Raw genomic sequence first — 24,148 nt, 5'->3', positions numbered from 1 at the left:
AAATGATGCGCTGCTTTAGAAGAAAACCACATGAAAAAGGAATTGTCATAATCTTGGTTGCAATTTTAATGGTTGTTATTGTTGGAATGGCGGCATTAGCAGTAGATGTTGGACAGCTGTTTATTGCCAGGCAGAAAGCACAGAATACTTGTGACGCCGCCGCACTCGCCGGCATTTGGGACTTGGTTCGCACAGATTTGCCAAGTTTAAGCGATCGAAAAGCAGCCGCAACTCAAACGGCTATTAAAACTGCTTTGGGTAATAATGAGGTTACGAACTGGCGAATCCTAATTCCCGGTTCGGAACCGCCTGAAGAAGGCATATCCGTTGAGTTTCCAACAACTGTTCAATACGATGATGGCACAATTTTAAATGTAAATGAGGGCGAAGCAATTCGAGTGAGGGGTGAAGTACTCGTTAATTTTGGCTTTGCACGAATATTCGGCTTCGACAAAAAGAGAGTGGAAGCAAGTGCTACTGCAATAGCAGAACAGATAAAGGAGCTGTGCAGTCCTTTGAAAGTTCCAATTGGAGTTTCGAGTCTTGAGATATTTAATGAAGACGGGAGTGTTAACGTTAAATTTGGTACTCAGGAAACACTTCGCTGCACAGAATGGAATGGTGGCTTTCTAGGACCGGGTAACTACCTTTCTCTGCGTCTCGACGAAGCCGATTCGGGCGCAAAAGATTATAGAATGAGACTTGCCGGTGACAAACCTACCGTTTGCCTATCTACAGAGGAGCCAAATAATACGTGCACAACGGAGCCAGGAAAAATGGGAAACGCAACTTACACCGGCATTATGGACAGATTGGCAAAAGAAGAAGTATACACTAACGATGACACTGCTTGGGCAGAATGGACAGCGGATTTCAACCCAGAAACAGGAATGTACCCGCATACTTGGCGAATAATAATTTTACCGGTATTGCTAGACTTCGAGGGAATTGACGATATTTCTGGGTCAAAGGAAGTTACAATAGTTGGATTCATTGGCTTTTTTATTGAGAAAGCAACCCATGATGGGCAGGATAAAGGATTAATTATAGGAAGATTTATTCAGGGAGCAGTTATTGGGGATAAGTTTATTCCACTTTGGAACGATGGCTCAAGTTTACCAGGTTCAAACAATTGGACTATGATAAGACTTCGCTTGATATATTAGGAGGAGGTTAAGCAGGATGAAACAAATGCCCAGAAACAGAGTTCTTGCCGCCGCTCTGTGTCTTGCAGCTGTAGCAGCAATACTTGTGTATGCTTATATGAGTAGGCTTTCGGATGAGACTAGACAACCGGTGGCAGTTGTGGCAGCAAGCAAAGACATACCTGCAAGAACAATTATCACGCAAGAAATGGTAAAAGTGAATGATTTCCCAAGAAAACTCATTCCGCCAAATGCCGCTGTGAGCATTGATTCGGTAATTGGCAAAGTAGCTTTACAAACAATTAAAGAAGGAAATCCCATATCAATGAACCAGCTAGCCCCAAGGGGTGCAGCTTTGGGCTTGTCCTATGCTGTGCCGCCGCTAATGCGCGCGGTTACGGTAGCGCTGGACCCTATTATCGGCGTTGCAGGATTCCTAAAGCCTGGCGACCACGTTGATGTTGTAGCAACCTTCGATGTAGGCGATGGAACGGTTACAAAAACTGTCCTCCAGGATGTTGAGTTGCTCGCAATTGGCTCGCAAGTTGTTGAAGGAGAAATTGACCCAGGAACAGGAAAACCTGCCAAACCGCAGACTCAGCCTAACGCAACGCTCGCTGTGACCCCGCAAGATGCGGAAAAACTAATCCTGGCAGAATCAAAGGGCAAGTTGAGGTTAACTCTTCGGTACTATGGCGACCAAGCTAAGGTTATTTCAAAGGGCATTACCAGCAGGCAATTAATAGGTTATGTGCCGCCCGATGTTCCAGAGAAAACATCGAGTACGGTAGCGGTGCGCCCTGCAGTTTCGAGGCCATCTCCTCCAATAGTTAGGGAGAGCCCGCCAATTTATAGTATTCCACCACTGCCTGCGCAGACTCCGGTACAAGAAGAACCCGGCAAGAAAGTTCAGGTTGTGCGCGGCACCAAGATTGAGGAAGTAGTGGTCAGCGAATAAAAGATAAGACAGGATGTCTTTAAAATAAATTCCTAGCAAAGGAGGTTATGGGGAGTAAAACATTGCACACGAAGAACCCCTTTCAAAAATGAGAATCAAAATATGCATTGTATTCATTTTAGCAATTCCAGTTTTTCTAGCAAGTCCATTGACCGCTGCTAAAGCGGTTGATAAGGCTAGCGATGAGAAGGCACTTCAAGTTGGTGAAAGCATTATCATTGAATGCAAGAATGTCACACGGGCAGCCGTTGGCGACCCCGTAATAGCAGATGTTGTGCCTTTGTCTTCAAAAGAAGTATTAGTCAATGCTAAATCACCAGGCCGAACCGTCGTCTACATATGGGATGACAATGGTAGGCGTGTATTCAAAACCGATGTCAAAGCAGCCGAATTGAATATGGAAAAGCTCGTAGAAGCCATAACAAATGAACTGAACGATTCAAGGATTACTGTTCGATCGGTTGGAAGCACAATTATGCTTGAGGGTGTGGTTTCTAGGAAAGCCGAGTCTGACCGAGCGGAAAGAATAGCAACCGCAGTAGCAGAAATGGCTGCTTTCCGTGGTGTTTATACGCCTGAACCAACAGGGCAGACAAAATCGGTAGCAAGGACCGAAGGCGATGTGATTCGTATTGAAAGCGTTAAGACCGATAGAACTACGCCTGTTACTGCGTCGGTTGATCTTAGATGTCCAAAAATAGTAAACCTCATTGAAATTGAAAAACCGATTGATGAAATAAGCGTATCCACGCTTGAAGCATGTGAAGCCTTAAGGCAGGCTCTCAACGGAACAAACCTAACTGTTCGAGGTCTGCCAGGAAATGTGGTATTAGTCGAGGGAAAGGTTGGCACGCAGGCTGAATTTGACAAGATAAACCTAGTTATATCTGGTTGGAAAAAGCAAAGCAACACAAGTGGACAAGCAGAGGGTGCAAATGAAGAAGTTTCGCTTGTCAACGCTGTAACCATTGATAGTTCGATTGCGCAGCAGGTAATGGTGCGTGCCCAAGTTGTGAGTATAGACAAGGCCGCTTTAAAAGATTTTGGTATAGATTGGGGTAGAATTGTTTCAACAGGCGAGGGAGGAGTGAGCTTTGGGGAACAACCTTGGCTCATCGGGCAAATTAAAATCCCTCCTTACGACATTTTTGGCGGTGGCGGTCTATACCGATTGGACCCAATTGCCGCAAGGATTAGAGCTCTAGAACAACAAAACAAGGCAAAGGTGCTTTCCGAACCCAATCTGCTTGTGGTTGATGGAAAAGAGGCGAAAATTTTAGTAGGCGGGGAAATACCGGTGCCAGTGGTTCAATCGGGCAATATTGGTGCCGCAGTAAGTGTAACTATTGAATATAAAGAATTCGGTGTGCGTTTGGAAATTCTCCCTACTATCACCAGCAAGGATACAATACAACTTAAAGTTATGCCTGAGGTAAGCTCACTTGATTTTGCAAATGCCGTTGAGTTCAGCGGATTCCGCATTCCAGCGTTGCGCACTCGAAGAGCTGAAACAATAGTAAGTGTAAGAGATGGGCAATCGCTAATACTTGGCGGTCTACTGCAAAGTGAGGTGTCAAAGCTGGTTAAGAAGATTCCAGTGCTTGGTGACATACCAATTTTAGGAGAGCTCTTCAAAAACACTTCGTTTAGTAAGGGTGAAAGCGAGCTTGTGATAATCGTTACACCGCAGATAGTCAAACCAACAGCCACCGCTGAAAAAGCCCAAGAATAACAGGTGCAAAAATGCCTGTGCGAGTTTTGGTAGCAGAAGAAAATCAAAGACTGCGCGAACAAATGCGCGACTATCTTAGCAACGAATGCAGTTGCGAGGTAGTTGGTCTTGCGCGCGATGGCCATGAAGCCATCCAACTTGCCATGCAGCTGCTCCCGCATATAGTATTCATTTCGCATGATTTGCCGGGAATAACAGGTTTGCAGACATGCGAAATAATAAATGCGCTTGCACCAGACATAATGATTATCATGGTGGCAGATACAAAATCTACTGAACGAGTCGAAGCTGCCATGAAAGTTGGGGCAAGAGCAGTTGTAACAAGGCCCCTAAAATCACCGGAAGTAGGCTATTTAATACAAGAACTTGCTGAAGTGCGAAATCGCCGTGATTCAGAGGATATTCAGGAGTTAAAAGACCCAGCTCGTTTCCCAAAGGTTATAAGCATAACAGGGGCAAAGGGAGGCGTAGGCAAAAGCACGATAGCAGTCAATCTTGCCGTAGCATTAGCAAAACAAGCGCCAAACAAGGTTGTTATTGTAGATATGTATACTCAATTTGGCGACATTGCTACTATGTTCAATGTCACGCCCAAGCATACAATTTCAGACCTTGAACCAGTTTTAAAAGACTTGGACCAGGATTTAATCCGAAACTACATGTCAGAGCATGAATCTGGTGTTCATATACTCGTAGCCACAATCAACCCTTTGCCGCTGGATGCTATTAGCGTTGAGTGCTGGGATATACTTATCCACCTTCTAAAACGAACATATCGGTATGTGATAATTGATATGCCGCCAATACTGCATCCGACAACTATTCACGTATTGATGCATTCAAATATTGTGCTCTTAATTGCTAATTTATTTGATTTGACAACAGCGATGGATACAAAAAAGTTTTATGACGCTCTCGACCAAGAGCGAATATCGAAAGAGCATATAAAGGTAGTTTTGAATAGGGTATCGAAGGTAAACAGGCTACATGCAGCAGACCTAGAACAGATGTTTCCATGCGGTATTTTGGCGCATATACCAAATGAAAGCAAGCTCGTAAATGCCATTAATAAAGGCATCCCTCTGGCAATGACTGATGGTGACTCACCTTATGGGCGAAGCATTGAAAGACTAGCCGCTACCATATTAGGCGTAGAAGGTAATATTTCAATTGCTATAAATGAAGCCGAAAGATGGAGCCTGCTACCGAAGGCTAGGAAGGGGAGGTAATCAGTGGGAATATTGGGAGCAGGGAGGACGAATTCAGAGTCAGAAAGCGGAAGCTTGGAGGGACCACTAAATACTCGCCGTCTTTTAGACCTCAAAGCCAAAATCCATCAAAAAATGATGGATGAAATGGACCCCAAAAGGCTTGGAACTCTCGACAGGCACGCTTTGAGTAGAGAAGTTCATGCCGTAACGGCTGATGTACTTGCAAGTGAGAATTTAGCTTTGCCAGTTCGAGTCCGGGAGCAAATAGTAGCTGATGTAATAAATGAGATTATCGGCTATGGTCCAATACAACCACTGTTGGATGACCCAACCATAACCGAAATTATGGTCAATGGTCCAAACCAAGTATACGCTGAACGTGGTGGAAAGATATTTCTCACCGATAAAATTTTTCGCGATGACCAACACGTAATGCGGATAATTGAGAAAATCGTAATGCCATTGGGGCGGCGAATCGATGAAAGCTCTCCAATGGTCGATGCAAGGCTTCCCGACGGCTCGCGCGTTAATGCAATAATTCCCCCATTATCAATTAAAGGGCCAACACTTACAATCAGAAAATTCTCACGCGAGCCATATACTGTAGAGGACCTTATTTCATTTGGCACCCTTACAAGAGAAATGGCAGAATTCCTTCGAGCTTGCGTAATAGCACGCTTGAATATCATTATTTCGGGTGGAACAGGAAGTGGTAAAACAACTACGCTTAATGTCCTTTCGTCATTTGTTCCGAACGACGAACGCATAGTCACCATAGAAGATGCCGCGGAGTTTCAACTTCAGCAAGATCACGTAGTTTCATTGGAAAGCAGGCCTCCCAATCTGGAAGGGAAGGGTGAAATAACAATTAGGCAGCTCGTTAGAAATGCCTTGAGGATGAGGCCTGACCGCATAATCGTAGGCGAAGTCCGAGGCGGCGAGGCTCTTGACATGCTCCAGGCTATGAATACAGGCCATGATGGCTCGCTTAGCACTGCCCACACCAATAGCCCACGTGATACGCTTTCGAGGCTTGAAACAATGACTCTTATGGCCGGTACAGAACTTCCATCACGCGCAGTAAGAGAACAAATAGCTGCTGCTCTTCATTTAATAATTCATCAAAACAGATTAAGAGATGGAAGCCGCAAAATAACACACATCACTGAAGTGCAGGGAATGGAAGGGGATGTCATAATCTTGCAAGATTTATTCCTGTTCCAACAGGAAGGTGTGGATGCAAGCGGTAAGGTAATCGGCAGGCACGTGGCAACTGGGCTACGTCCAAAGTTCATGGATAGATTAATTCAACAGGGATTGGAGCTACCGGCAAGTATCTTTAATATGAGGTGATGTGGAATGCCTCCATTAGTATGGGCTCTTCTAGCATTCGCTGCTACCGCTTTGGTCGTAATTCTTATTGGTTTTGCCGCAACAAAAGAATCTGCAGAAGCTAGAACCAGGTTACGGCAGTTAACATCAGGTCCCAAAGAGGAGCGACCGTCTGTAGAGTTCAAAGCACCTGCAGAAAAGAGAGATATGCTTCCAACGGTAACGCGCTTCCTAACGGCGCGCAATTTGATTGAGCGCCTCTATGTCGAGCTTGCTGCTGCAGGGTTGCCTTTACGACCAAGCGAATTTGTTGGCATTGTAGCGGCTTCAGTATTAATTTCACAGATATTAGGCGCAATTGTTGCGAGAAACATAATTGTTTATTTCGCATTTGCAATTCTAGGAGCAAGTATTCCATTCTTCGTCGTCAAGGTGCTCCAGCAAAAAAGAAGGGCAATGTTTGACAGCCAAATAGTCGATGCGCTTGTGCTAATAGCCTCGTCCATTCGCTCAGGTTTTAGTTTTCTAAGAGCTTTGCAAATGGTCGCTCAAGAAATGCCACCTCCTATTTCCACAGAATTTGAGCGAATAATAAGCGAAGTAAACGTTGGGCGCTCAATGGAAGATGCTCTTCGGGGTAGTGTCCAGCGCGTTAAAAGCTACGATTTTGATCTAGTAGCAACTGCCGTGTTGATTCACCTTCAAATAGGAGGCAATTTGGCAGATATTTTGGAAACAATTGCTGAGACTATACGCGAGCGCATGCGAATAGCCGGTGAAATAAAGACGCTGACTGCCGAAGGAAGAATCTCTGGAATAGCATTAGTGCTAATACCAATATTTGTCGCGGTAGTTCTAACCTTAATAAACCCACCATACATGCACACATTATTTTATGAAGATGTCGGGCGCATTTTATTGGTCGTAGCAGCCATCTTTCAGCTACTAGGATGGCTTGTTATTAAAAGATTACTTGTGCTGGAGTATTAGGAATCAAAGGAGACGTGAAATGCTAATACTCATTTCGGCATTGACTTTTGGAACTGTCGTGTTGTTATTCCTCGGGCTAACTATGAAAACCGAGCGCGAAATAATTCAGGACAGGATACGTCAACATCAAGAGATGGATGCATCCATATTAAGTTCAATCGAAGCCGAGCTTGAAAGACCAATCAAACAGCGAATAATAGCACCAATACTTCTAAAACTTGCCAACTTAGTAAGCAGCTTCACCCCTGCCGGAGCTCTTCGTGCCATTGATGACAAGCTAGAAACAGCAGGTCGTCCATGGTCGCTAAGTGCAAAAGAGTTCGTAGGGCTTAGAGTTCTTTCTACTGGTGCATCTATTGTCTTTGGCTCGCTATTATCCAATTTCATTGATGCTCAGCCACCAATTAGGATTTTAGCGTTCGTTTTGATTGTTTTCATCGGGATAATTCTTCCTGATTACCTGTTGCAAAGAGCAATTAATAATAGGCAAACACAGATTAGAAAAGTTCTTGCAGACACGCTAGATTTGCTAACCGTGAGCGTCGAGGCTGGTTTAGGTTTAGACGGTGCAATGCAAAAAGTGACTGAGAAATTGCACAATCCGCTTTCCGACGAAATGACTCGTGCCCTTCAGGAAATAAGAATAGGTAAAATGCGGATGGAAGCACTAAGAGATATGGCTAGGAGGGTAAAAGTTACAGAGCTGAGTTCTTTTGTAACCGCAGTTTGTCAAGCTGACCAGTTAGGCGTAAGCATTGCGAAAGTTCTTCGCGTCCAAGGAGAAACGCTGCGAACCCAGCGAAGTCAGAAAGCAAGAGAAGCCGCAGCAAAGCTACCAGTCAAGATGCTTTTCCCCTTGGTATTCTTTATTTTTCCTGCGTTATTCGTAGTGATTGCAGGCCCGGCGTTTATTCAGATATTTCGCCAGCTCGGCAGTGTGATTGGCAGCAGATAGAACAAAACAAAGCATATAAACTATTTGCTTGCTGATGCTTAAGACAACGGCCTATTTCATGATTGGGGAAACTATTTATATCTTGTAAAGGTCCTCCCCAAATTTTATAAAGCAAGAACCAATTAAAACAAAAAGAAGGGTGTATCAAATTGGTACACCCTTCTTTTTGTTGCTCTTTCTAATAGTTGCTGTTAGCTATTTACGCCGGCGTAGGATTCTGACGGATGCTAAGGTAGCTATTCCTGAAGCCAAAGTTAATATACTAGTAGGCTCTGGGACAACTGGAGGATTTGTTCCTCCGCCTCCGCCACCACCATTATCCGGAGGGTTATCTGGAGGAATTATTATGCCATTATCGCCTCCGCCTCCGCCACCACCCATCGCAACTGCAACGCCTACAACACCCAGCGGAATTAGCCAATTTACAGAACCCAGTCCAGAACCGGTTCCAACCGGTGAAGGAGTTGATGGTATCTGAACGCTCGTGTTTGCCGCCACAGTTTCAGCGGGTTTAGCCAATGCTGCACCCTGACCAGCACTTTCAGGTGTAATCTTCGGAAGCTCTGTTGGTGGTTGCTCGAGAACTTGAACTGCAACTTTATCATTTTTCACTGCTGAGCTTGTATTCGATGCCTTCAGCCCATCAATTGTCTTCTTTGGAAGTGCGCCTGTTAAAAGCGTGGAAGCAAGTGGATTGCCTGTTCCTATTTCCAAGATTGGTGCACCTGCTTTGTTAGCAAATACCCATGTGCCGGCTTTAAACTCTCGGGTTTCGCTTACTATATTATGTGCTTCATCAAGATAATAGACTTGAAGCGACATATCCTCTGGAAGTTTAACAACCGACAGTTCATTCCTGAAGAAGGTAAGCACGCTGGATGGGTCCGTGCGGAAATGCTTGGCATACCGCAGGGCTACAAGTCGGCTATCTTCAACTTGGCTAACAAGCTGCTGGATTGTGTCTGAATATTCCAAAAGGAATGCTCCTTGCCCTGCAGGCTTTGCTGCGACGGCTCCGAACAGCGCCACCGTAAGAATTAACGTTAAAAATATGGCCCTTATTCTCATTTCACCACCCATCCTTTCAAAATCAATTAAGTCAACAACGGTTTATGACCATCTAAACTTTGCTTTGTACAGCATTCAAATATGACTAGTGCAAGAATTGGGCCAATTTGATAAGTTTTGCGATAAAAAATTGTTTTTATTGATTAGTGGTAATTGTGAAGACCTAGTGTCGCAAACTTGACAAGAGTTTGCAGGGGTGCTAACATCTTGCTGATTTTAAAAAGTTAAAGCATTATTTTCATAAATAGTGAGGCTGAAAGTAGGTTTTTGAATTTCCCTTTATAAAAGGTACTACCTGCAGTTTTAGAGGTATTTGACGAGGGATAGAGGAACCAAATTATTATCGTTTGCGTAATTTAGCACAGAACGCTTGCAGATTTTCTGCATTCAAGATGCCTTATAGCTGCTGGATAGCTAAAGGTGAATGTGATATACGCCATAATGAAAAATGGTGCTGGTATTTTTACCATGGTCGAGCTGTGCGTTGGTGAGCTCTATTCTAAAGTTACAAGTACTCTCACATCGCTTTTTACGAGTGGGAGGTAGTTTTTAATGAGGTTCGCAATGAAAATCAGCTTTTTTGCGCTACTTTTCCTGTCCTTCTTGGTCTCGCAGGTTGGAGTTTCCCTTGCTGCTGAAGCAGTTCCACCACCAGGGTATGTTCTGGATGTCGAGGATGTTATAGAAATTCAATCAATAGGCGATCCAGCGCTGTCTACAAAACAAATGGTTGATCCTGAAGGTAATATTTCTATTCCATTGGTAGAAGAACCAATTCGTGCCAAAGGACTTACACAGCAACAGCTTTTAAAGGTAATAAAAGAACGACTTAGTCCGTATTTGACTGACCCCAATATCCAGGTTACTATAGTTCAGTTTCATTCGCCCAAAGCATACGTTCTCGGTCAAGTAAACCGCCCTGGTTTGCATGAATTTCGTCCAGGTGATCGCGTACTGGAAATCATTGCCCAAGCAGGTAGCTTTACAGAACAAGCTGATTTAAAAGGAGCAACAATTACTCGAAAAGGTAGTAATGAAGCCCAGCCTCTAAATCTTTATGATCTCTTCTATAAAGGCGATATGACTCAGAACTTAGAAATTCAAGCAGGAGATGTAATATACATACCAGAAGACACAAAGAATAAATATTTTGTGCTTGGAGAAGTGCTACGGCCTGGTCAATACCGTTGGAAGGAAGGCATGACCGTTATGGATGCGATAGCCAACGCCGCCGGACCAACAGACCGTGGTATATTAAGCAAGACGACAATAATCCGCGGAGATATAAATAATCCCGAGAGAATCGAAGTTAATATGAGCAAAGTTTTGAAGAAAGCTGATCTAAGCCAGACTATAGCACTCAAGCCAGGTGACATAGTTTATGTGCCTGAGACATCCAGACCTGATTGGAACAAGATCTCGGGGGTAGTAAGCGCTGTTGTTAACACTACATACTTATTTAAAATACTCGGATTCTAACAAGCCCCATTTGGAGGTGTTATATCTAATTGGAACTTTGGCGGTATTATAGGATACTTCGCAAGAGAAAGTGGCTAATTGTTACCACTACCCTGGTTTGCGTATTGATTGTTGGGCTAAGCATTCTTTTTACAAAAACCAGATGGGAAGCTTATACGACGGTTATGGAGCGGCGCCCCGAGCAGGCGGAAGTAACAATCTACCAACCGCCGTACATATATAACATGGAAGTCCAAATCAGGGTATCGAACCTGGCATACATAGCAGGGAGTCAAACAGTACTTGACCGAACTGCACAAACACTATATGAACTTGGCATAACATCAACGCCGGAAGAAATCCTGAGAACCGTAGTTGTCGAGCCTGTAAAGAACACTGAGATTCTTCTTATCAAAGTAAACTCAACAAGCCAAGCGGAGGCAAAAGCAACCGCTGATACTTTGGCGGCTGAGTTTAAACGTTTTTATAACGAGCTACAACGTGGCGAAACTACAAAAAGCAGACAGTTCATCGAACAAAGACTGCCTATTGCAAGGCAGGAAATGCTAGAGGCGCAAGCTGCCGTAAGAGATTTTAAAGAAAAAAATAAAGTTGTTTCTCTCCCAGAACAAAGCACATTGCTGATGCAGCGCTTGGAAAGTATACAAAATCAAGCGGCATCAGCGCGAATAAAAGCCGATGAAGCAAAAAGCCAGATGGAAATCCTAAAGCAACAGCTGGCAAAAGAACCGATTATGAGAAAAGCCAGCGAAGTAATAATGGAAAATCCAATCTGGCAAGAACTCCAAAGTTCGCGTATCAAACTAGAACTTGATATCCAGCGAATGCGCGAAATTGGCGGAAAAACAGATGCCCATCCGGAAATGAAGCCGTTACTGGCTCAGTTGAAAAAAATTGACGAGCAAATTGAAGACTTAAAAAAGAAAGAACAAGAGCGAATAATTTCCAGTCTTTCGACAGCTTCAAACCCAATTTATGACTCAATTCTTTCTAACTTTTTAGAGTCGCAAGCAACTTACGTAGCCGCGCAATCTCAATATATAGCAGCAAAACAATTAATAGACGAGCTAACCCCTGAACTAGAAACACTTCCTGAAAAAGAAATGAGGCTAGCTCAGCTTACTCTTGATCAAAAGAATGCTGAGGAGACATATTCTCTCTTAAAATCAAAACTCGACGAGGCAAGAATCAAAGAGCGTGAAGCACAAAACGCTAGTTCTATACAGCAGATTGACCCCGCTATAGTGCGAAGACTTGAAATGCGGAGAGGCTTAAAGCTGATGTTAGCTATTATCTTTGGACCACTTCTTGGGGCGGGGCTTGCGTTCTTATTCCATTATCTAGATAACACCATTAAGACCCCAGAGGAAGCAGAGGCTTTGTTGGGTGTGCCGGTGTTTGCGGTAGTACCACTCTCAGACCAAAAAGCTTTAATTGGCGATACGCAATTACCAGTAATAGAGGCCTCTTATCAAATATTATCAACAAACCTATGGTTTGCAAATCAAGAAGCCAGAACACCAGCAATTCTGATTGCAAGCGCCGAGCCCGGTGTTGGTAGATCTACTACAGTTGCAAATCTAGGGCGAACCCTTGCAAGAAATGGCGCTAGAACGATAATAGTTGACAGTGATTTTAGGCGGCCCTCGTTGCATATATTGTTTGGCGTGCAGAATGAAAAAGGGCTTAGCAATATCCTCGCCGGACAACTTGGAATAGCAGATGCGGTTGTGCCAGTTGGAGAAGATGGTTTACTATTAATTCCATCTGGTCCAGTTCCTAGCAACCCAGTTCGATTGTTCCGGTCGCCGGAAATGAAGAAATTTGTAGAGGATATTAGCAAGCTAGCCGATTTTGTATTGTTTGATAGCCCCTCGGGCGTCGCCTTTGCAGACAGTACACTGCTTGCGGCAATCATAAAAAACGTAATTATCGTGCACTCAGCGGGTCGTGTGCCTCGTGGAGCAGAAGCTGAATTCCGAAGCAGACTGGAGCAAATCGGCGCAAACACTATTGGTGCAGTTCTAAACAGAGTGAGGCCAGAGGACAGCCATGGCTACTACCACTATAGGCGTTCATATGAGGACTTCATAATCAAGGACGGCAAAGTTAAAGAGCCAATGGAGTCTAAAATACTTGGCGCAATTCCAGAGAAAACAAAAGAGCAAGACGAAAGTGAAGTAGATCAATAATAAGGTTGGTCCTGATGAATACAGGCAGCTTAGATAAAAGTGGACACCATACGACTGTAGGAGACAAAGAGCTGACGCAAAAAAAGAACTCATTAGAAGAACCTTTAGAAATACAGTCTCCGCTTTCGCCACTAGGACAGATAATCAAGCGCTGTCTAGACGTAGTAATTTCCCTTATGATGCTAATTATCTTGGCTCCGTTAATGTTGCTTGTTGCATTGGCAATTAAACTGGAATCGGAAGGACCGATAATTTACAAGCAGACTAGGGTAGGAAAAAACGGGCGGGAATTTACTTTTTACAAGTTTCGCTCAATGTTCAGAGACGCTGATAAAAGACTTGCTGAACTTAGACATCTAAACGAAGCGGATGGGCCGATATTTAAGATAAAGAATGACCCAAGAATTACTAAAGTCGGCCGCATTATACGCAAGACTAGCATTGATGAGTTACCACAGCTATTTAATGTTTTAAAAGGTGATATGAGCTTAGTAGGCCCTCGCCCACCATTGCCAGTTGAGGTAGCACAATATACTGCTCGCGATCGCCAGCGTCTGAATGTTATCCCAGGCATTACATGTCTGTGGCAAATATCCGGTAGAAGCAACATAGGCTTTGACCGTTGGGTTGAGCTTGATCTCGAATACATTCGCAATCAGTCTTTATGGCTGGACCTAAAAATTCTTTTGTTGACAATACCCGCTGTTATTAAAGGTACGGGTGCACATTGACCTAATGACAAAAGTCACGGTATTGGTTACTGGGGGGGCCGGGTTCATAGGCTCCCATATTGCTGATAGGCTTATCTCAGAAGGTTATCGGGTGGTAATCGTTGACGATTTATCGAGTGGAATGCTCAAAAACGTAAATCCAAAGGCATCGTTTTATCAAGTTGACTTGCGTGATTACAAAGCAATAGAAGAAGTTTTCGACAAAGAGAAACCAACAATAATTAATCACCATGCAGCTCAGGTGGATGTCACTAAATCTGTGAGCGATCCAGCAACCGACGCTCATATTAATATAATTGGAGGTATTAACCTCCTTAAAAGCGCGTGTGAGCACGGCGTTCGGCGCTTTATATATGCATCTACTGCTGCTGTTTATGGCGATCCGGAGTACGTTCCGATCGATGAAGACCATCCGATTAAGCCACTTTCGGCTTATGGTATTTCGAAGAATACCTTTGAAAAATATTTAGAATTAGAAGCTTCAAGAGTTGGTATGCAGTATGTCATTCTAAGGTATGCAAACGTCTTTGGCCCACGCCAAGTGCCACATGGTGAAGGAGGCGTTGTAGCAGTTTTTGCCAACCGAATGCTTGCTGGCGAGCCGTGTCGTATATTCGGAAATGGAAGCAAAACTAGAGATTATGTATACGTCCAGGATGTAGTTGAGGCTAATATTCTTGCAATGCAAAGTGAGGCTTGCGGAGTTTTCAACATAGGAACAGAAAAGGAAACTACTGACCGGGAGGTCTTCGATACCGTTCGAGCCGCCGTAGGAAGCTCCCAAGAGCCGATATATGCAGACGAGCGCCCGGGTGAAATCAGAAGGAGTTGTTTCGATGCAACCAAAGCAAAGACTAAATTAGGATGGAAGGCTAAAATATCATTTGCCGAGGGCGTAGCCAGGGCTGTGGAATTTTACAGAAGAAATAAGCAATAAACAAAGTGCGGGGAAGTAATAGTGGAAAAAGAAACAAGGCTTGAAAGTTCCAACACCATTAAAAGCACAAGTGATTGGAATTTGCTTACATATTCGCTAATTGCTGTAAGCTGCGTCTTGCTTTTGGTGCTTTATGTGCCTGTTTTTAGATGGTGGTACCAACAGTGGACTGTTAAAGATAGCTACTATTCACATGGATTCCTGATACCACCAATTTCTGCTTTCATCATATACCTAAAGAGGAAAGAGCTAAGAAAACTAGAAATAAAACCCTCTGCTCGCGGTTGGCTTTTCATTATACCCGCCGGTATTATTGCGCTGCTTTCGCTTTGGGGCGACGCACGAAGCGTTGCTGGGTTGATGCTTCCCATAATTCTCTGCGGCATTGTGGCTCTTCTTTTCGGCATGGAAATACTAAGAGAGCTCCTTTTCCCAATCCTATTCTTATTTTTCATGTGCGTAATTCCAAGCTTTCTTATTGCAACAATGAGTTTCAAAATACAAATACTCTCAACAATCGGCGGCACATGGTTGTTAAAACTATTTGGATTCAATGCAGAGAGAGCTGGAGTAATTATCTATCTTCCTTATATTACTGTAGAAGTCGGAGCACCGTGTAGTGGGTTTAGGCTGTTAATATCTTTGTTTGCGTTCTCAACGCTTTTTGCCTATATCAAAGAGGGCCCTCTTTGGGGTAAATTGGTGCTCATCTTGTCCACACTGCCTTTAAGCCTTGTCATAAATTCGCTCAGAGTCGCAATGATTGGGATGGTTGGCGACCTCATGGGTTACGAGGCTATGCATACTTTCCATGATTATTCTGGATATATAGTTCTTGTTTTTGCCTTTGTCTTTCTTTCACTACTATCGAGGTGGGTCGGTTGTCGAAAATACAGTCAAATGTTATATTCCTAGTTATTTTTTTCGCCATTTTGCTCGCTGCTGCTCGCCTGGTAAAACCTTTTGCTCATGAAGGCAGAGTAGTTACTTCTTTTGAGGGAATACCTAAAACTATAGGCTCTTGGACTGGCGTTGACCGTCAATTTGATGAGGAAGTTAAAAAACAGCTTCCAGGTAGCAGTTTGTTATGGCGGGATTACACTGACAGGGATGGCAACATAGTAAGCATTGCAATCGTCTATGGCACAGCTTTAGGAATCTTTCACCAACCTGAAATGTGCCTGCAGGGTTCGGGATGGACGATATTGGACGAAGGCGACACTAAAATTCCAGTAAATTCTGGCACTTCGATAACGGCAAAGTACTTCGTGATGGAAAATGAGTACGTCGGGAAGTCCGCTGGAGTATATTGGTTCAGCACAAGAGGAATGACTTCTACATTCCTAGGCACTCACAAAACACAATTATATCTTTATCGTATATTAAGACGTAAAATTGAACCTTCTGCACTAGTAAGATTCACATCGATGGTTCAGTCTGACGACGCAACAACCCTGAAAAAAGTGAAGGAATTGGCAGGATTGCTTTTTCCGTATGTGCAGGAGGAGCTGAAAAAATAAATAAGTGTTTGTCTAATCAATTCATTGCTTTATAAGGATACTTAGTATAATCAACCTGGCACCTAAAGTTCTTGCGGAAATAATATTAATTTCCTTCTCCAATATTACAATTGACTTTGCGCTATGGCTAAACGATTCTTGGCATTTCTAAAAACTTTGTATGCGTTTTTGAGAGTTGTACTTCTGCCGATTGGATATACGGCTAAGGGACTCTATGCGATCCTAAGGCATCCAGTTCGGTCAGCCAAGATTGCAGGCGCCGCTGTATACTTCGTTGTGCGACATCCTATAACGTCGTGGCGAATATTCTACCAATCCCTGCGCAGGATCCATAAGCGATTTGTTAGGCCAGCGGCTCAATACATCTTTTCTATCTTCAAGCTTATCTTCCCGTGGGTTTTGGCTGTTGCCTCCGCGTCTCTATTAGCTCATTCGATACTTTCTCTATCGCCAACAAAAGTTGTGGCAGTTTTTTTAGCCAGTTGTTTGATGGGTATTATTTGGCGGCGGATTGAAGTAGGAATTGTTCTGCTTTTAATAATGGTGGCAACAATTTTCTACGCAAGCGTGTTCCCTAAAGTAATTACTATCGGAGGTTTCGGTCCGTGGGGTGCTGAGACTTTATTGATTACTCTCATTGCTGTGGGCACAGTGCGATTTCTTGCAAATCGCAATTCAATATTTCCGCGAAGTCCCATTACTTTGCCATTGGTAGTGTTTTACATCTCAATACTCGTTTCAATGGCTAATAGCTATTTTAATTATTTGCAGAATCCTAGGGGCTGGTTTGACTTCAAAACAGTGTATAACACATGCCGGCCCCTGTTCTTCTACCTATTCTTTTTCGTAATAGCATTCGGGCTTCAGACTGAACGTGAGCTAAAAATTGTTCTCAAATCAGCAGTCGTAATGAGCGTAATTGTTTCAATACTGATGGTGGTCCAAGCCGCCTTGGGCACCTCGCACCGCGTTTTCTTTGGGACAGAATGGTCGCCAAAATTCGTTAATCCACTCAGTCCTGAGGAACAAGAAGTTGCACGTTCGCTACCACCAGGCCTTTCTTTGTCACAAATGATATTCATTCCAGTGCTTTATCTTACCGCATGCCAGAAGGGGAAATCTGCCTTAATATATGGAATTGCTTTTTTATGCATGCTTATTGGATTGGCATTCAGCTTTACAAGAAATTATTGGTTTACAGCCGCCGTATGTTCAATATTGCTAATTATTCTTGCCGGCCGAGGCATTAGGGGACGCTTGATTGGCATCACTGCGATTTTACTGGTAAGTTCAATTTTACTTAGTTTTATAGTTGGAAACTTGATGTCAGCCGCAGGCAGTGAATTTGGGTCTGCCATGGTGCGCAGATTTCAGTCACTCATAAACAAGGAAGCATTTGAGTCAGCCTCCTTTGAAAACCGCCGCGAGGAAGTACGAAGAACATGGCCGCAGATACTCAGAAACCCAATCTTCGGCGTTGGACCGGGCAAGCCTTTCTATTATGATGAAATCAGGCTTAAGAGCGGTCAAAAACTACTGGTTGAACACTCCGCTCTTCACAATAGCTATCTGGAACTTTGGCTCGTTTACGGTGCTTTTGGACTTGGAAGCTTTATCTGGCTAAGCATAGCCTTTTTCGTTCGCGCTTTTAGTGCCTATAGACGCCTAAAGAATCCGTACTATAAGGCATGGGCGTTGGGACTTGGCATAGCTTATTTAGGATTTCTTATTCGGGCTAACATAGGTATGCATATACTGCACGAGCCGCCACAAATGCTTTCCGTGGCGCTTTCATGGGGTATTATTGATGTCATGTTAAAATTGGAACGTGCTAAAGCTGAAGCTTTTGCTCTTCAAACGGCGCAGAAACTGCCAATGCCACGTCGTCCGCTAGTTAACCCTACAATCTCTTAACGTTTTGCAAGCTTTTGGAAACTTTGAATATGTGTTTCAATCATAATGCTGAAATTAAATTGCTATCCGATGTTGCCCATGTATTGTTTGAACAAAGTCGGGATGCAGAGTTCATAAGATTAAGCTTAGGTAAACTGTGAGTAACGACGCAAGAAGTGCAGTAAAGAACTCCTTTGCAAGCATAACGGCTCAGTTAGCAAATTTGCTGGTAGGCCTTGCCTCAAGCGTATATGTTGCGCGAATGCTTGGCAAGGAACAGTTCGGCATATACAATTGGGCACTTGGGCTCTGCGGACTTGTTGTTGCAGTTGCAAATGTTGGCGTTGACAATGTTATTTCGCGAGAAACGGCCAAAGAGAGGACAAGAGCTTCGGAGTACTTAATAAGCGGTTTCCTTATTAAGGTATTTACTTCCACCATTGCCTATCTGGGCATTGTTTTGTATCTTAAGCTTAGGAATTATTCTGGGCTTCAGCTTGCTGTTGGATACTTGCTATGCACAACGGTAATTACGGAGAGTTTTAATGCAAGCTGTCGGGCGGTTCTTATTGGAATTGAGCGTCAAGATGCTTCGGCAGTTATTTCTGTTGTAACAAACCTCATAAGGGTTAGCTTAGTTATTCTTCTAGTCACCCTAAAATATGACATTCTAGCTGTCGCATGGGTAACAGTAGGAATTTTGATTCTAGCGCTCATACTGCATCTTCGGGTCATATCAAGGCTTGCAGGTGGTACATGGAAGCCGAAGCTAGCTACTACCAAGTATTTATTGGCGACTGGTTCAACCTTTCTTATAACAAGCTTATTTGCTAGTTTGTTTGATAGGGCAGATTATGTAATATTAGAATACTATAAAGATATAGGAACTGTTGGAATATACGGCGCTGCCTGGCGAATGGTCGAAATTGTTACAATGATTGCATATAACGCCAGCATTGCGCTGTTTCCAATTTTATCTAGAAGGTTTCAAACCTCCAAAGAGGAACATGCTAAGGCACTGGAAAAAGCTACAAAGTACATGACGGTCTTTGGGTTTCCGTTTACCGTTGGCATTCTACTTTTAAGTAATCCTCTTATGGTAGGTCTTTATGGTAAAAAGTTCGCCGAATCAGGGACGGCACTTGCCATTCTCATGTGGAGCAGAGTTTTCGCGTTCCCAATTCTTCCAGGTCAGCAATCGGTAGCGGCTCGTAATGCTCAGCTTAAGTTATTCCCCCCTGTTGTAGTGCGAGCAATTTTAGCTGTTGGTCTGGCTGTCTATCTAATCCCCAAATATGATTATAAAGGTGCGGCTGTATCGAAGGTAGTTGCTGAAAATGTACATTACATATTGTGCTATTTAATTGCCTTCAGCGGTCCTGAACGCTTCAACCCGATAAAGCTGTTTGGCAAGCCAGCACTAGCAACAGCAGTGATGGCTGTGGCAATCCTTTTCCTGCGAAGGTTTGGAATATTCGTGGCCACTGGCGGCGCAGTTGTAGTCTACATTGGCGCTATTCAGCTTTTTAGGGTTCTAGATAGCGAGGACGTTAAAATACTACGTAAAGTTGCTATGAGTTTTATCCGCCCAGGTCTAAGTGTCAAAGGAGATTGAAGATGGAATTATTAGCTTCGTCACAAAAGAACCGTTCACCTGTGAAGGTCGCTTTGATTATGGGCGCACTATGCCATGCGCGAGTATCTAGTTTATATGAAGAGTTTGATCCAAATTATGAAATAATTGCAGTTGGTTCCAAAAGATGTGATATTGGAGAAAGCGACATTAAACAAGAGCACAGAAGGATATTGACGCTGAGAGATATTCTTCGCCACATGCCTAAACTGCGGCACAGGATTCCATGGGAAACTCAGCAGTATTTTTTCGGCTTTGAAAAAGCAATGTCCGACATTGGAATTCTTTATCCTGCAGGATCGGCTATGAAGTTCGCATATCAGTGCATTCAAATGAAGCGCAAAACTGGGGTAAAAGTGGTAGTTTCCGACTTTGAAAACGTGCCGCTCAGGTTTTTCCATCACAGCGAAACGCGCAGAGCAGAGCGGCTTGCCGTCCTGCATGAAGCAGATGCAATAGTTGCGGTTTTGCACCAAGTTAAAACTTGTCTTCTAATGGAAGGAATACCAGAAGAAAAGATTCATGTTATTTATCACGGTGTAAATACTAAGAAGTTTTATCCTGCCCCAAAAAACGAAGATATGCTGAGAATTCTCGGCTTATCAGAAAATGACATTGCGGTGCTTTTTATAGGCCACTTTGGTTGGCAGAAGGGAGCTTTGACCTATCTATATGCCGCCAAGCTTTTAGAAATGGATTCAGAAGTTCGCGATTTCCCTATAAAGCTCATTGTAGTAGCGCGTGGAGGAAAGGACTTCAAAAAGCGAGCTGAATACCTGGGAATTGCTGACAGAGTGGTGATTCACGAGCGTATTCCTTTTGAAAAAATACCTCAGTTATATCAGTGCGCTGATATAGTGGTAGTCCCAAGTATTCCAATATTTCAAGCGTATGAACAAACATCAAACGTAACACATGAAGCTGCTGCATGTGGTAGGCCTCTATTGCTCTCATACACAGGAGGCCTTCCAGAGTTAATGGGGGGTGACGCATTGTACTTTGCGCCTGCAGACTATCAAGGGCTATACAAAAACCTAAAAGAACTCATACTTGACGAAAGAAAACGCGAAGAATACGGCAGACGTGCTAGATGCCGAGCAACCGAAGTGCTAGACAGTGCAATAATGCGTGAGAAAACAGCTAGGCTGTTCGATCAAGTACTTGGTTAAATAAGGAAAACTATGTCGGCAAAGTCCTCAATTTACAAAAGATTGCTTCCATCAAAGCCAGTATACAGCTTAGTTGGTGGAATGTGGTATGACACCTCACTTCTCCCTAACACATCATCTACTTATTCGGCAAAGGGCTACTCTGGTGAAAATTATGCCTATTTTAGGATTTATAACGCCGTCGAAAACTCTCGGACATATCGCTCGACTATCTATGCAAACCTCCCCATGGCAATCTTTCAATATGAAAAAGGAGCAATCGGTCTGGTTTTTGAGCCTTTAAGCGAGGGGCGTCCATTGTCGCTGTGCGTATCCTCAACGGAAGACGATGTTACCTTCGAGTACAGAAATGATGTAAAGCATTTATTAAGAAGCAAATCGAGAGGATTTGTTGGTCCATGGGAGAGGGAAGAAGATTTTATATCCAATGCACAGGTTCCTCCCGTGCAAGAAATTAGCGCTGATAGCTGGATGGAATTAGTCCGCCGGTACATTTCTAGGCACTTACGCAATGAACCCCGACTAAAAGACCTATCGGATGCAATTCATATGGCAATTGGTTTCTATGACCGTGCATTCGACGCTGGAAATTGTGTTCACGCGGATACTCTTTTGACTTTTGCGCCTTCAGATTTTGGGGATCCGATTTATAGCTATCCCAGCTTTGAAGCATGTCGGCTGGCATCATTGGCGCGCGCTGACGAATGGCGTCTCGAGAGATGGGAGAAAATAGCAGATAAGTTATTAAGTGATGAGGCATCTGTTCGACTAGTTGAACTAGGAGATGTGCGCGTTTGGCACAACGCACTTGTGCCAAATGGTGACATGAGCAAGCTTAAGTATACGACTGGCTATGGTACGGGATATTGCGGCTGGCCCGGGGGAATGGCTTATACACTTAGAGGTCTAATCGAATACTGTATGAAAGTGGGCAGATCGAACGCATGCGAACGGATTCGCTCTGGGTTAAACTGGTTCCTAGCAATTCAACTTCCAGATGGAGGATTTCCATTTAATGTCCCAACATTTATCGATTTCAATAGCATGCGAGGCCGATGCCTAACAGGACCTAAAAGCAGGGCTGTCGGCGGCGCAGGCGAAGCTATAAGAACATTATGTGCAGGATATAAGTTTCTTGATGATGAGCATTATCTTGAAGCAGCTAAGAGGGCTGTAGAGGCAGTTAACCCTCGTCCGCCATATTACGGATTCCGAGGTTATGGCGACCTCAGGGATGCTGGAGATTATGAATCTGACTCGACTTCTGGTTGTTCACTTGGAAATGCAAACCTAGATTTGTTCGAGGTAACTGGCGACCGCAATTATCTTGAAACTGCAACAGCACTAGGCTATTACCTGCTTACCTGGCATTTTTGGTGGACGCCGGGACCAAACGAGATATTAGGTCTTATAGATCCTATGGCGGAGTCTTTCAGCCCCCACGCATCGCCTTGGAATACCGCATTAGCTGCCGAATTTTACCTTCGACTTTATCGCTATACTGGAGACGAATTTTGGTTCAAAGTTGCTCAGTATGTACTCGCACAATGTTTAAGATTTCAGAATAGAAGCACTGGTGGAATTTCGGAAACATATCCAATACGTTTGGACGGCACCTATACCGACATGGGTGGCGAGTCGGCAATGGTAACCTGGGCTTTAATCAATGGCTGCTTGGCAATGCTTGAAGCATCTGGTGTTTCGCTTGAGGCCCGCAAAGATAATGCACATTTAAGTTGCGACTCCCAAGTAAGCTTTTATGCAGAGGTATCAGTCTATAGCAATGCCAAAAAGAGCAATCGCGTACAGAAATTGAAGAATGTGCTGGCGCACGCCATCAGGAAAAGAATATGGAAGAAGCTCCCCATCTCAGTAGCCAAGCGCCTTAAGAAGCTTGTAGAAAAACCTAGCGTTCATAATATACCGGTACCACACGAAGGTCCTGTACGCAGACTTCTTTTAAGTCCAGGAAATTCTCTGGAAGGCTTCGCTTTTTCAGTTGACCAGGTGGCAGAAGAGTACGTGGTGTCGTTGAAATCCTTTACATATACGGCAAATGTTAAGCGAGTGTTTATGCCAATACTAAGATTCCCTTCACCGGTGGTTAATTTAATAGAAAGTGAGAAAATTGGCGAAACAATCACTTCCGTCAAAGTGAAAACTCAGAGTGGCAGGTACTATGAAGTCCGTTTTTTGCCGGGGAGTTACGGTCTAGGTGCATCAGCGGTCGAGCTTCAGGATGGACGCCTGGCATTCGACGTCACACTCAAAGCTTTATGGCAGCGTGGCGGAATTTGTACGCAACGGATTTTAGTTGTTCCTATTGAAGCGGAGGAAAACTCATGAAGGGCAAGAGGCGAGTAATCCTTGCGGTGGAATGTGATTTCCCCGGTTATCAGCCATATGAAGGATTGTGCACTTACGACCATGCCCAAAGTCAAAGATTGGTTTCTTTGACAGTCGATTTTGTACTAAAAACTTGTGGAGGAAAAGGAGTATTTTTCATCCACACATCCCCATTTATGAGGCGAAACTACGGCAATCCATTTTTTACTGACAGCGAATATCTTAATCTGTGGAAAAAAGTGCAGGATGGCGGAGGAGAAGTCGGTTTGCATCCTCATGAAGAGGAGCCGGATGGAAGCTGTTATTATTATTATTATTCGAGGCATATGGAAAGGGTTATCACTGAACATACCGAACTTCTGTGTTCTCATGGCTTTGACGTTAAATCTCAGATGATTGGCTACTTTGGCATGAACGAGTGGATTACGCCGATTGCCGAAAACCAGGGCCTGGTCATAAGCATGAACAACGTTGGGAAATATGTTAAGTTTTCGCACAATAATTGGAACGAAGCTCCGTTGAAGCCATACTTTCATTCGTATGATGACTCAAAGTCGCCTGGTGATTCTCGTGTCCTAGAGATACCCTTGGGTATGACAGACCTTATGCGCTTTGAAGATGGGTTGGTGCTTGATGCCAATAGCTTATGGGATCTAAAGAGAACTTGGCGACAAATGGAAGCAGAGGGGAAAATGTGGCCATGTTTTGTGCTTCTCAGGGCGAGCAAGATTGAACAGTGCCGTGCAACCGCTGAGAGGTTTCTTGGTTTCATAACAAAAAGAGGAGCACTGATGTCAACGCCCTCAGAGATATACAAAATCTACGTGGAAGGACAGCTTTATTGGGAGGAGATATAA

Annotated in this window: 19 protein-coding genes; 18 read left to right on the top strand and 1 reads right to left on the bottom strand. The window is 43.8% G+C overall.

Annotation, left to right across the window (positions count from 1 at the left end; translation table 11 throughout):
- Positions 1-2: 2 nt before the first annotated feature.
- From K6T99_10375 to K6T99_10345, 7 genes are all read left to right on the top strand, one after another.
- Positions 3-1,166, top strand: coding sequence for a Tad domain-containing protein (locus K6T99_10375; protein ID MCL6520227.1), 1,164 nt, complete (start codon positions 3-5; stop codon positions 1,164-1,166).
- 25 nt (positions 1,167-1,191) lie between these two features.
- A complete protein-coding gene (gene cpaB / locus K6T99_10370) occupies positions 1,192-2,103 on the top strand; it encodes a Flp pilus assembly protein CpaB (GenBank protein ID MCL6520226.1) in 912 nt (303 codons plus the stop codon).
- Between the two features lie 88 nt (positions 2,104-2,191).
- Positions 2,192-3,835 carry a pilus assembly protein N-terminal domain-containing protein gene (locus K6T99_10365; GenBank protein MCL6520225.1) on the top strand — a complete coding sequence of 548 codons (1,644 nt, stop codon included), beginning with the start codon at positions 2,192-2,194 and terminating at the stop codon, positions 3,833-3,835.
- A gap of 11 nt (positions 3,836-3,846) precedes the next feature.
- On the top strand, positions 3,847-5,064 hold the full coding sequence (locus K6T99_10360) for an AAA family ATPase (protein MCL6520224.1): 1,218 nt from the start codon (positions 3,847-3,849) through the stop codon (positions 5,062-5,064).
- Between the two features lie 114 nt (positions 5,065-5,178).
- On the top strand, positions 5,179-6,399 hold the full coding sequence (locus K6T99_10355; protein ID MCL6520223.1) for a CpaF family protein: 1,221 nt from the start codon (positions 5,179-5,181) through the stop codon (positions 6,397-6,399).
- A gap of 6 nt (positions 6,400-6,405) precedes the next feature.
- Positions 6,406-7,368: a type II secretion system F family protein gene (locus tag K6T99_10350; protein MCL6520222.1), complete on the top strand. Its 963-nt coding sequence runs from the start codon at positions 6,406-6,408 to the stop codon at positions 7,366-7,368.
- Between the two features lie 19 nt (positions 7,369-7,387).
- On the top strand, positions 7,388-8,323 hold the full coding sequence (locus K6T99_10345; GenBank protein ID MCL6520221.1) for a type II secretion system F family protein: 936 nt from the start codon (positions 7,388-7,390) through the stop codon (positions 8,321-8,323).
- Between the two features lie 195 nt (positions 8,324-8,518).
- Here K6T99_10345 and K6T99_10340 read toward each other — a convergent pair whose 3' ends face one another.
- Positions 8,519-9,391: a hypothetical protein gene (locus K6T99_10340; protein ID MCL6520220.1), complete on the bottom strand. Its 873-nt coding sequence runs from the start codon at positions 9,389-9,391 to the stop codon at positions 8,519-8,521.
- A 564-nt stretch (positions 9,392-9,955) separates the two neighbouring features.
- On the opposite strand from K6T99_10340, the gene K6T99_10335 reads away from it, so the two are divergent.
- The 11 genes from K6T99_10335 to K6T99_10285 all read left to right on the top strand — a co-directional run bounded on the left by K6T99_10335 (position 9,956) and on the right by K6T99_10285 (position 24,148).
- Complete coding sequence (locus K6T99_10335) at positions 9,956-10,870, top strand: polysaccharide export protein (GenBank protein ID MCL6520219.1); 915 nt, start codon at positions 9,956-9,958, stop codon at positions 10,868-10,870.
- 29 nt (positions 10,871-10,899) lie between these two features.
- Positions 10,900-13,062, top strand: a complete 2,163-nt coding sequence (locus K6T99_10330; GenBank protein ID MCL6520218.1) for a polysaccharide biosynthesis tyrosine autokinase — start codon at positions 10,900-10,902, stop codon at positions 13,060-13,062.
- A 14-nt stretch (positions 13,063-13,076) separates the two neighbouring features.
- Positions 13,077-13,793: a sugar transferase gene (locus tag K6T99_10325; GenBank protein ID MCL6520217.1), complete on the top strand. Its 717-nt coding sequence runs from the start codon at positions 13,077-13,079 to the stop codon at positions 13,791-13,793.
- Between the two features lie 4 nt (positions 13,794-13,797).
- Positions 13,798-14,730 (top strand): SDR family NAD(P)-dependent oxidoreductase, encoded by a 933-nt coding sequence (locus K6T99_10320; GenBank protein MCL6520216.1) that lies wholly within the window; start codon positions 13,798-13,800, stop codon positions 14,728-14,730.
- 21 nt (positions 14,731-14,751) lie between these two features.
- Positions 14,752-15,645 (top strand): exosortase/archaeosortase family protein, encoded by an 894-nt coding sequence (locus tag K6T99_10315; GenBank protein MCL6520215.1) that lies wholly within the window; start codon positions 14,752-14,754, stop codon positions 15,643-15,645.
- Entirely contained in the window at positions 15,612-16,250 is a 639-nt protein-coding gene (locus tag K6T99_10310) for an EpsI family protein (GenBank protein MCL6520214.1), read from the top strand. Before K6T99_10315 ends, K6T99_10310 begins: the two co-directional genes overlap by 34 nt.
- Before the next feature lie 123 nt (positions 16,251-16,373).
- A complete protein-coding gene (locus K6T99_10305) occupies positions 16,374-18,164 on the top strand; it encodes an O-antigen ligase family protein (protein ID MCL6520213.1) in 1,791 nt (596 codons plus the stop codon).
- Between the two features lie 136 nt (positions 18,165-18,300).
- Entirely contained in the window at positions 18,301-19,758 is a 1,458-nt protein-coding gene (locus K6T99_10300; GenBank protein MCL6520212.1) for a flippase, read from the top strand.
- A gap of 2 nt (positions 19,759-19,760) precedes the next feature.
- A complete protein-coding gene (locus tag K6T99_10295; GenBank protein ID MCL6520211.1) occupies positions 19,761-20,945 on the top strand; it encodes a glycosyltransferase family 4 protein in 1,185 nt (394 codons plus the stop codon).
- A 12-nt stretch (positions 20,946-20,957) separates the two neighbouring features.
- Positions 20,958-23,291 (top strand): hypothetical protein, encoded by a 2,334-nt coding sequence (locus tag K6T99_10290; GenBank protein MCL6520210.1) that lies wholly within the window; start codon positions 20,958-20,960, stop codon positions 23,289-23,291.
- Complete coding sequence (locus tag K6T99_10285; GenBank protein MCL6520209.1) at positions 23,288-24,148, top strand: hypothetical protein; 861 nt, start codon at positions 23,288-23,290, stop codon at positions 24,146-24,148. The genes K6T99_10290 and K6T99_10285 overlap by 4 nt, the downstream gene beginning before the upstream one ends.

The organism is Armatimonadota bacterium (assembly GCA_023511795.1).
Classification (GTDB): domain Bacteria; phylum Armatimonadota; class UBA5829; order DTJY01; family DTJY01; genus JAIMAU01.
This window is presented reverse-complemented; position numbering and strand designations above follow the sequence as displayed.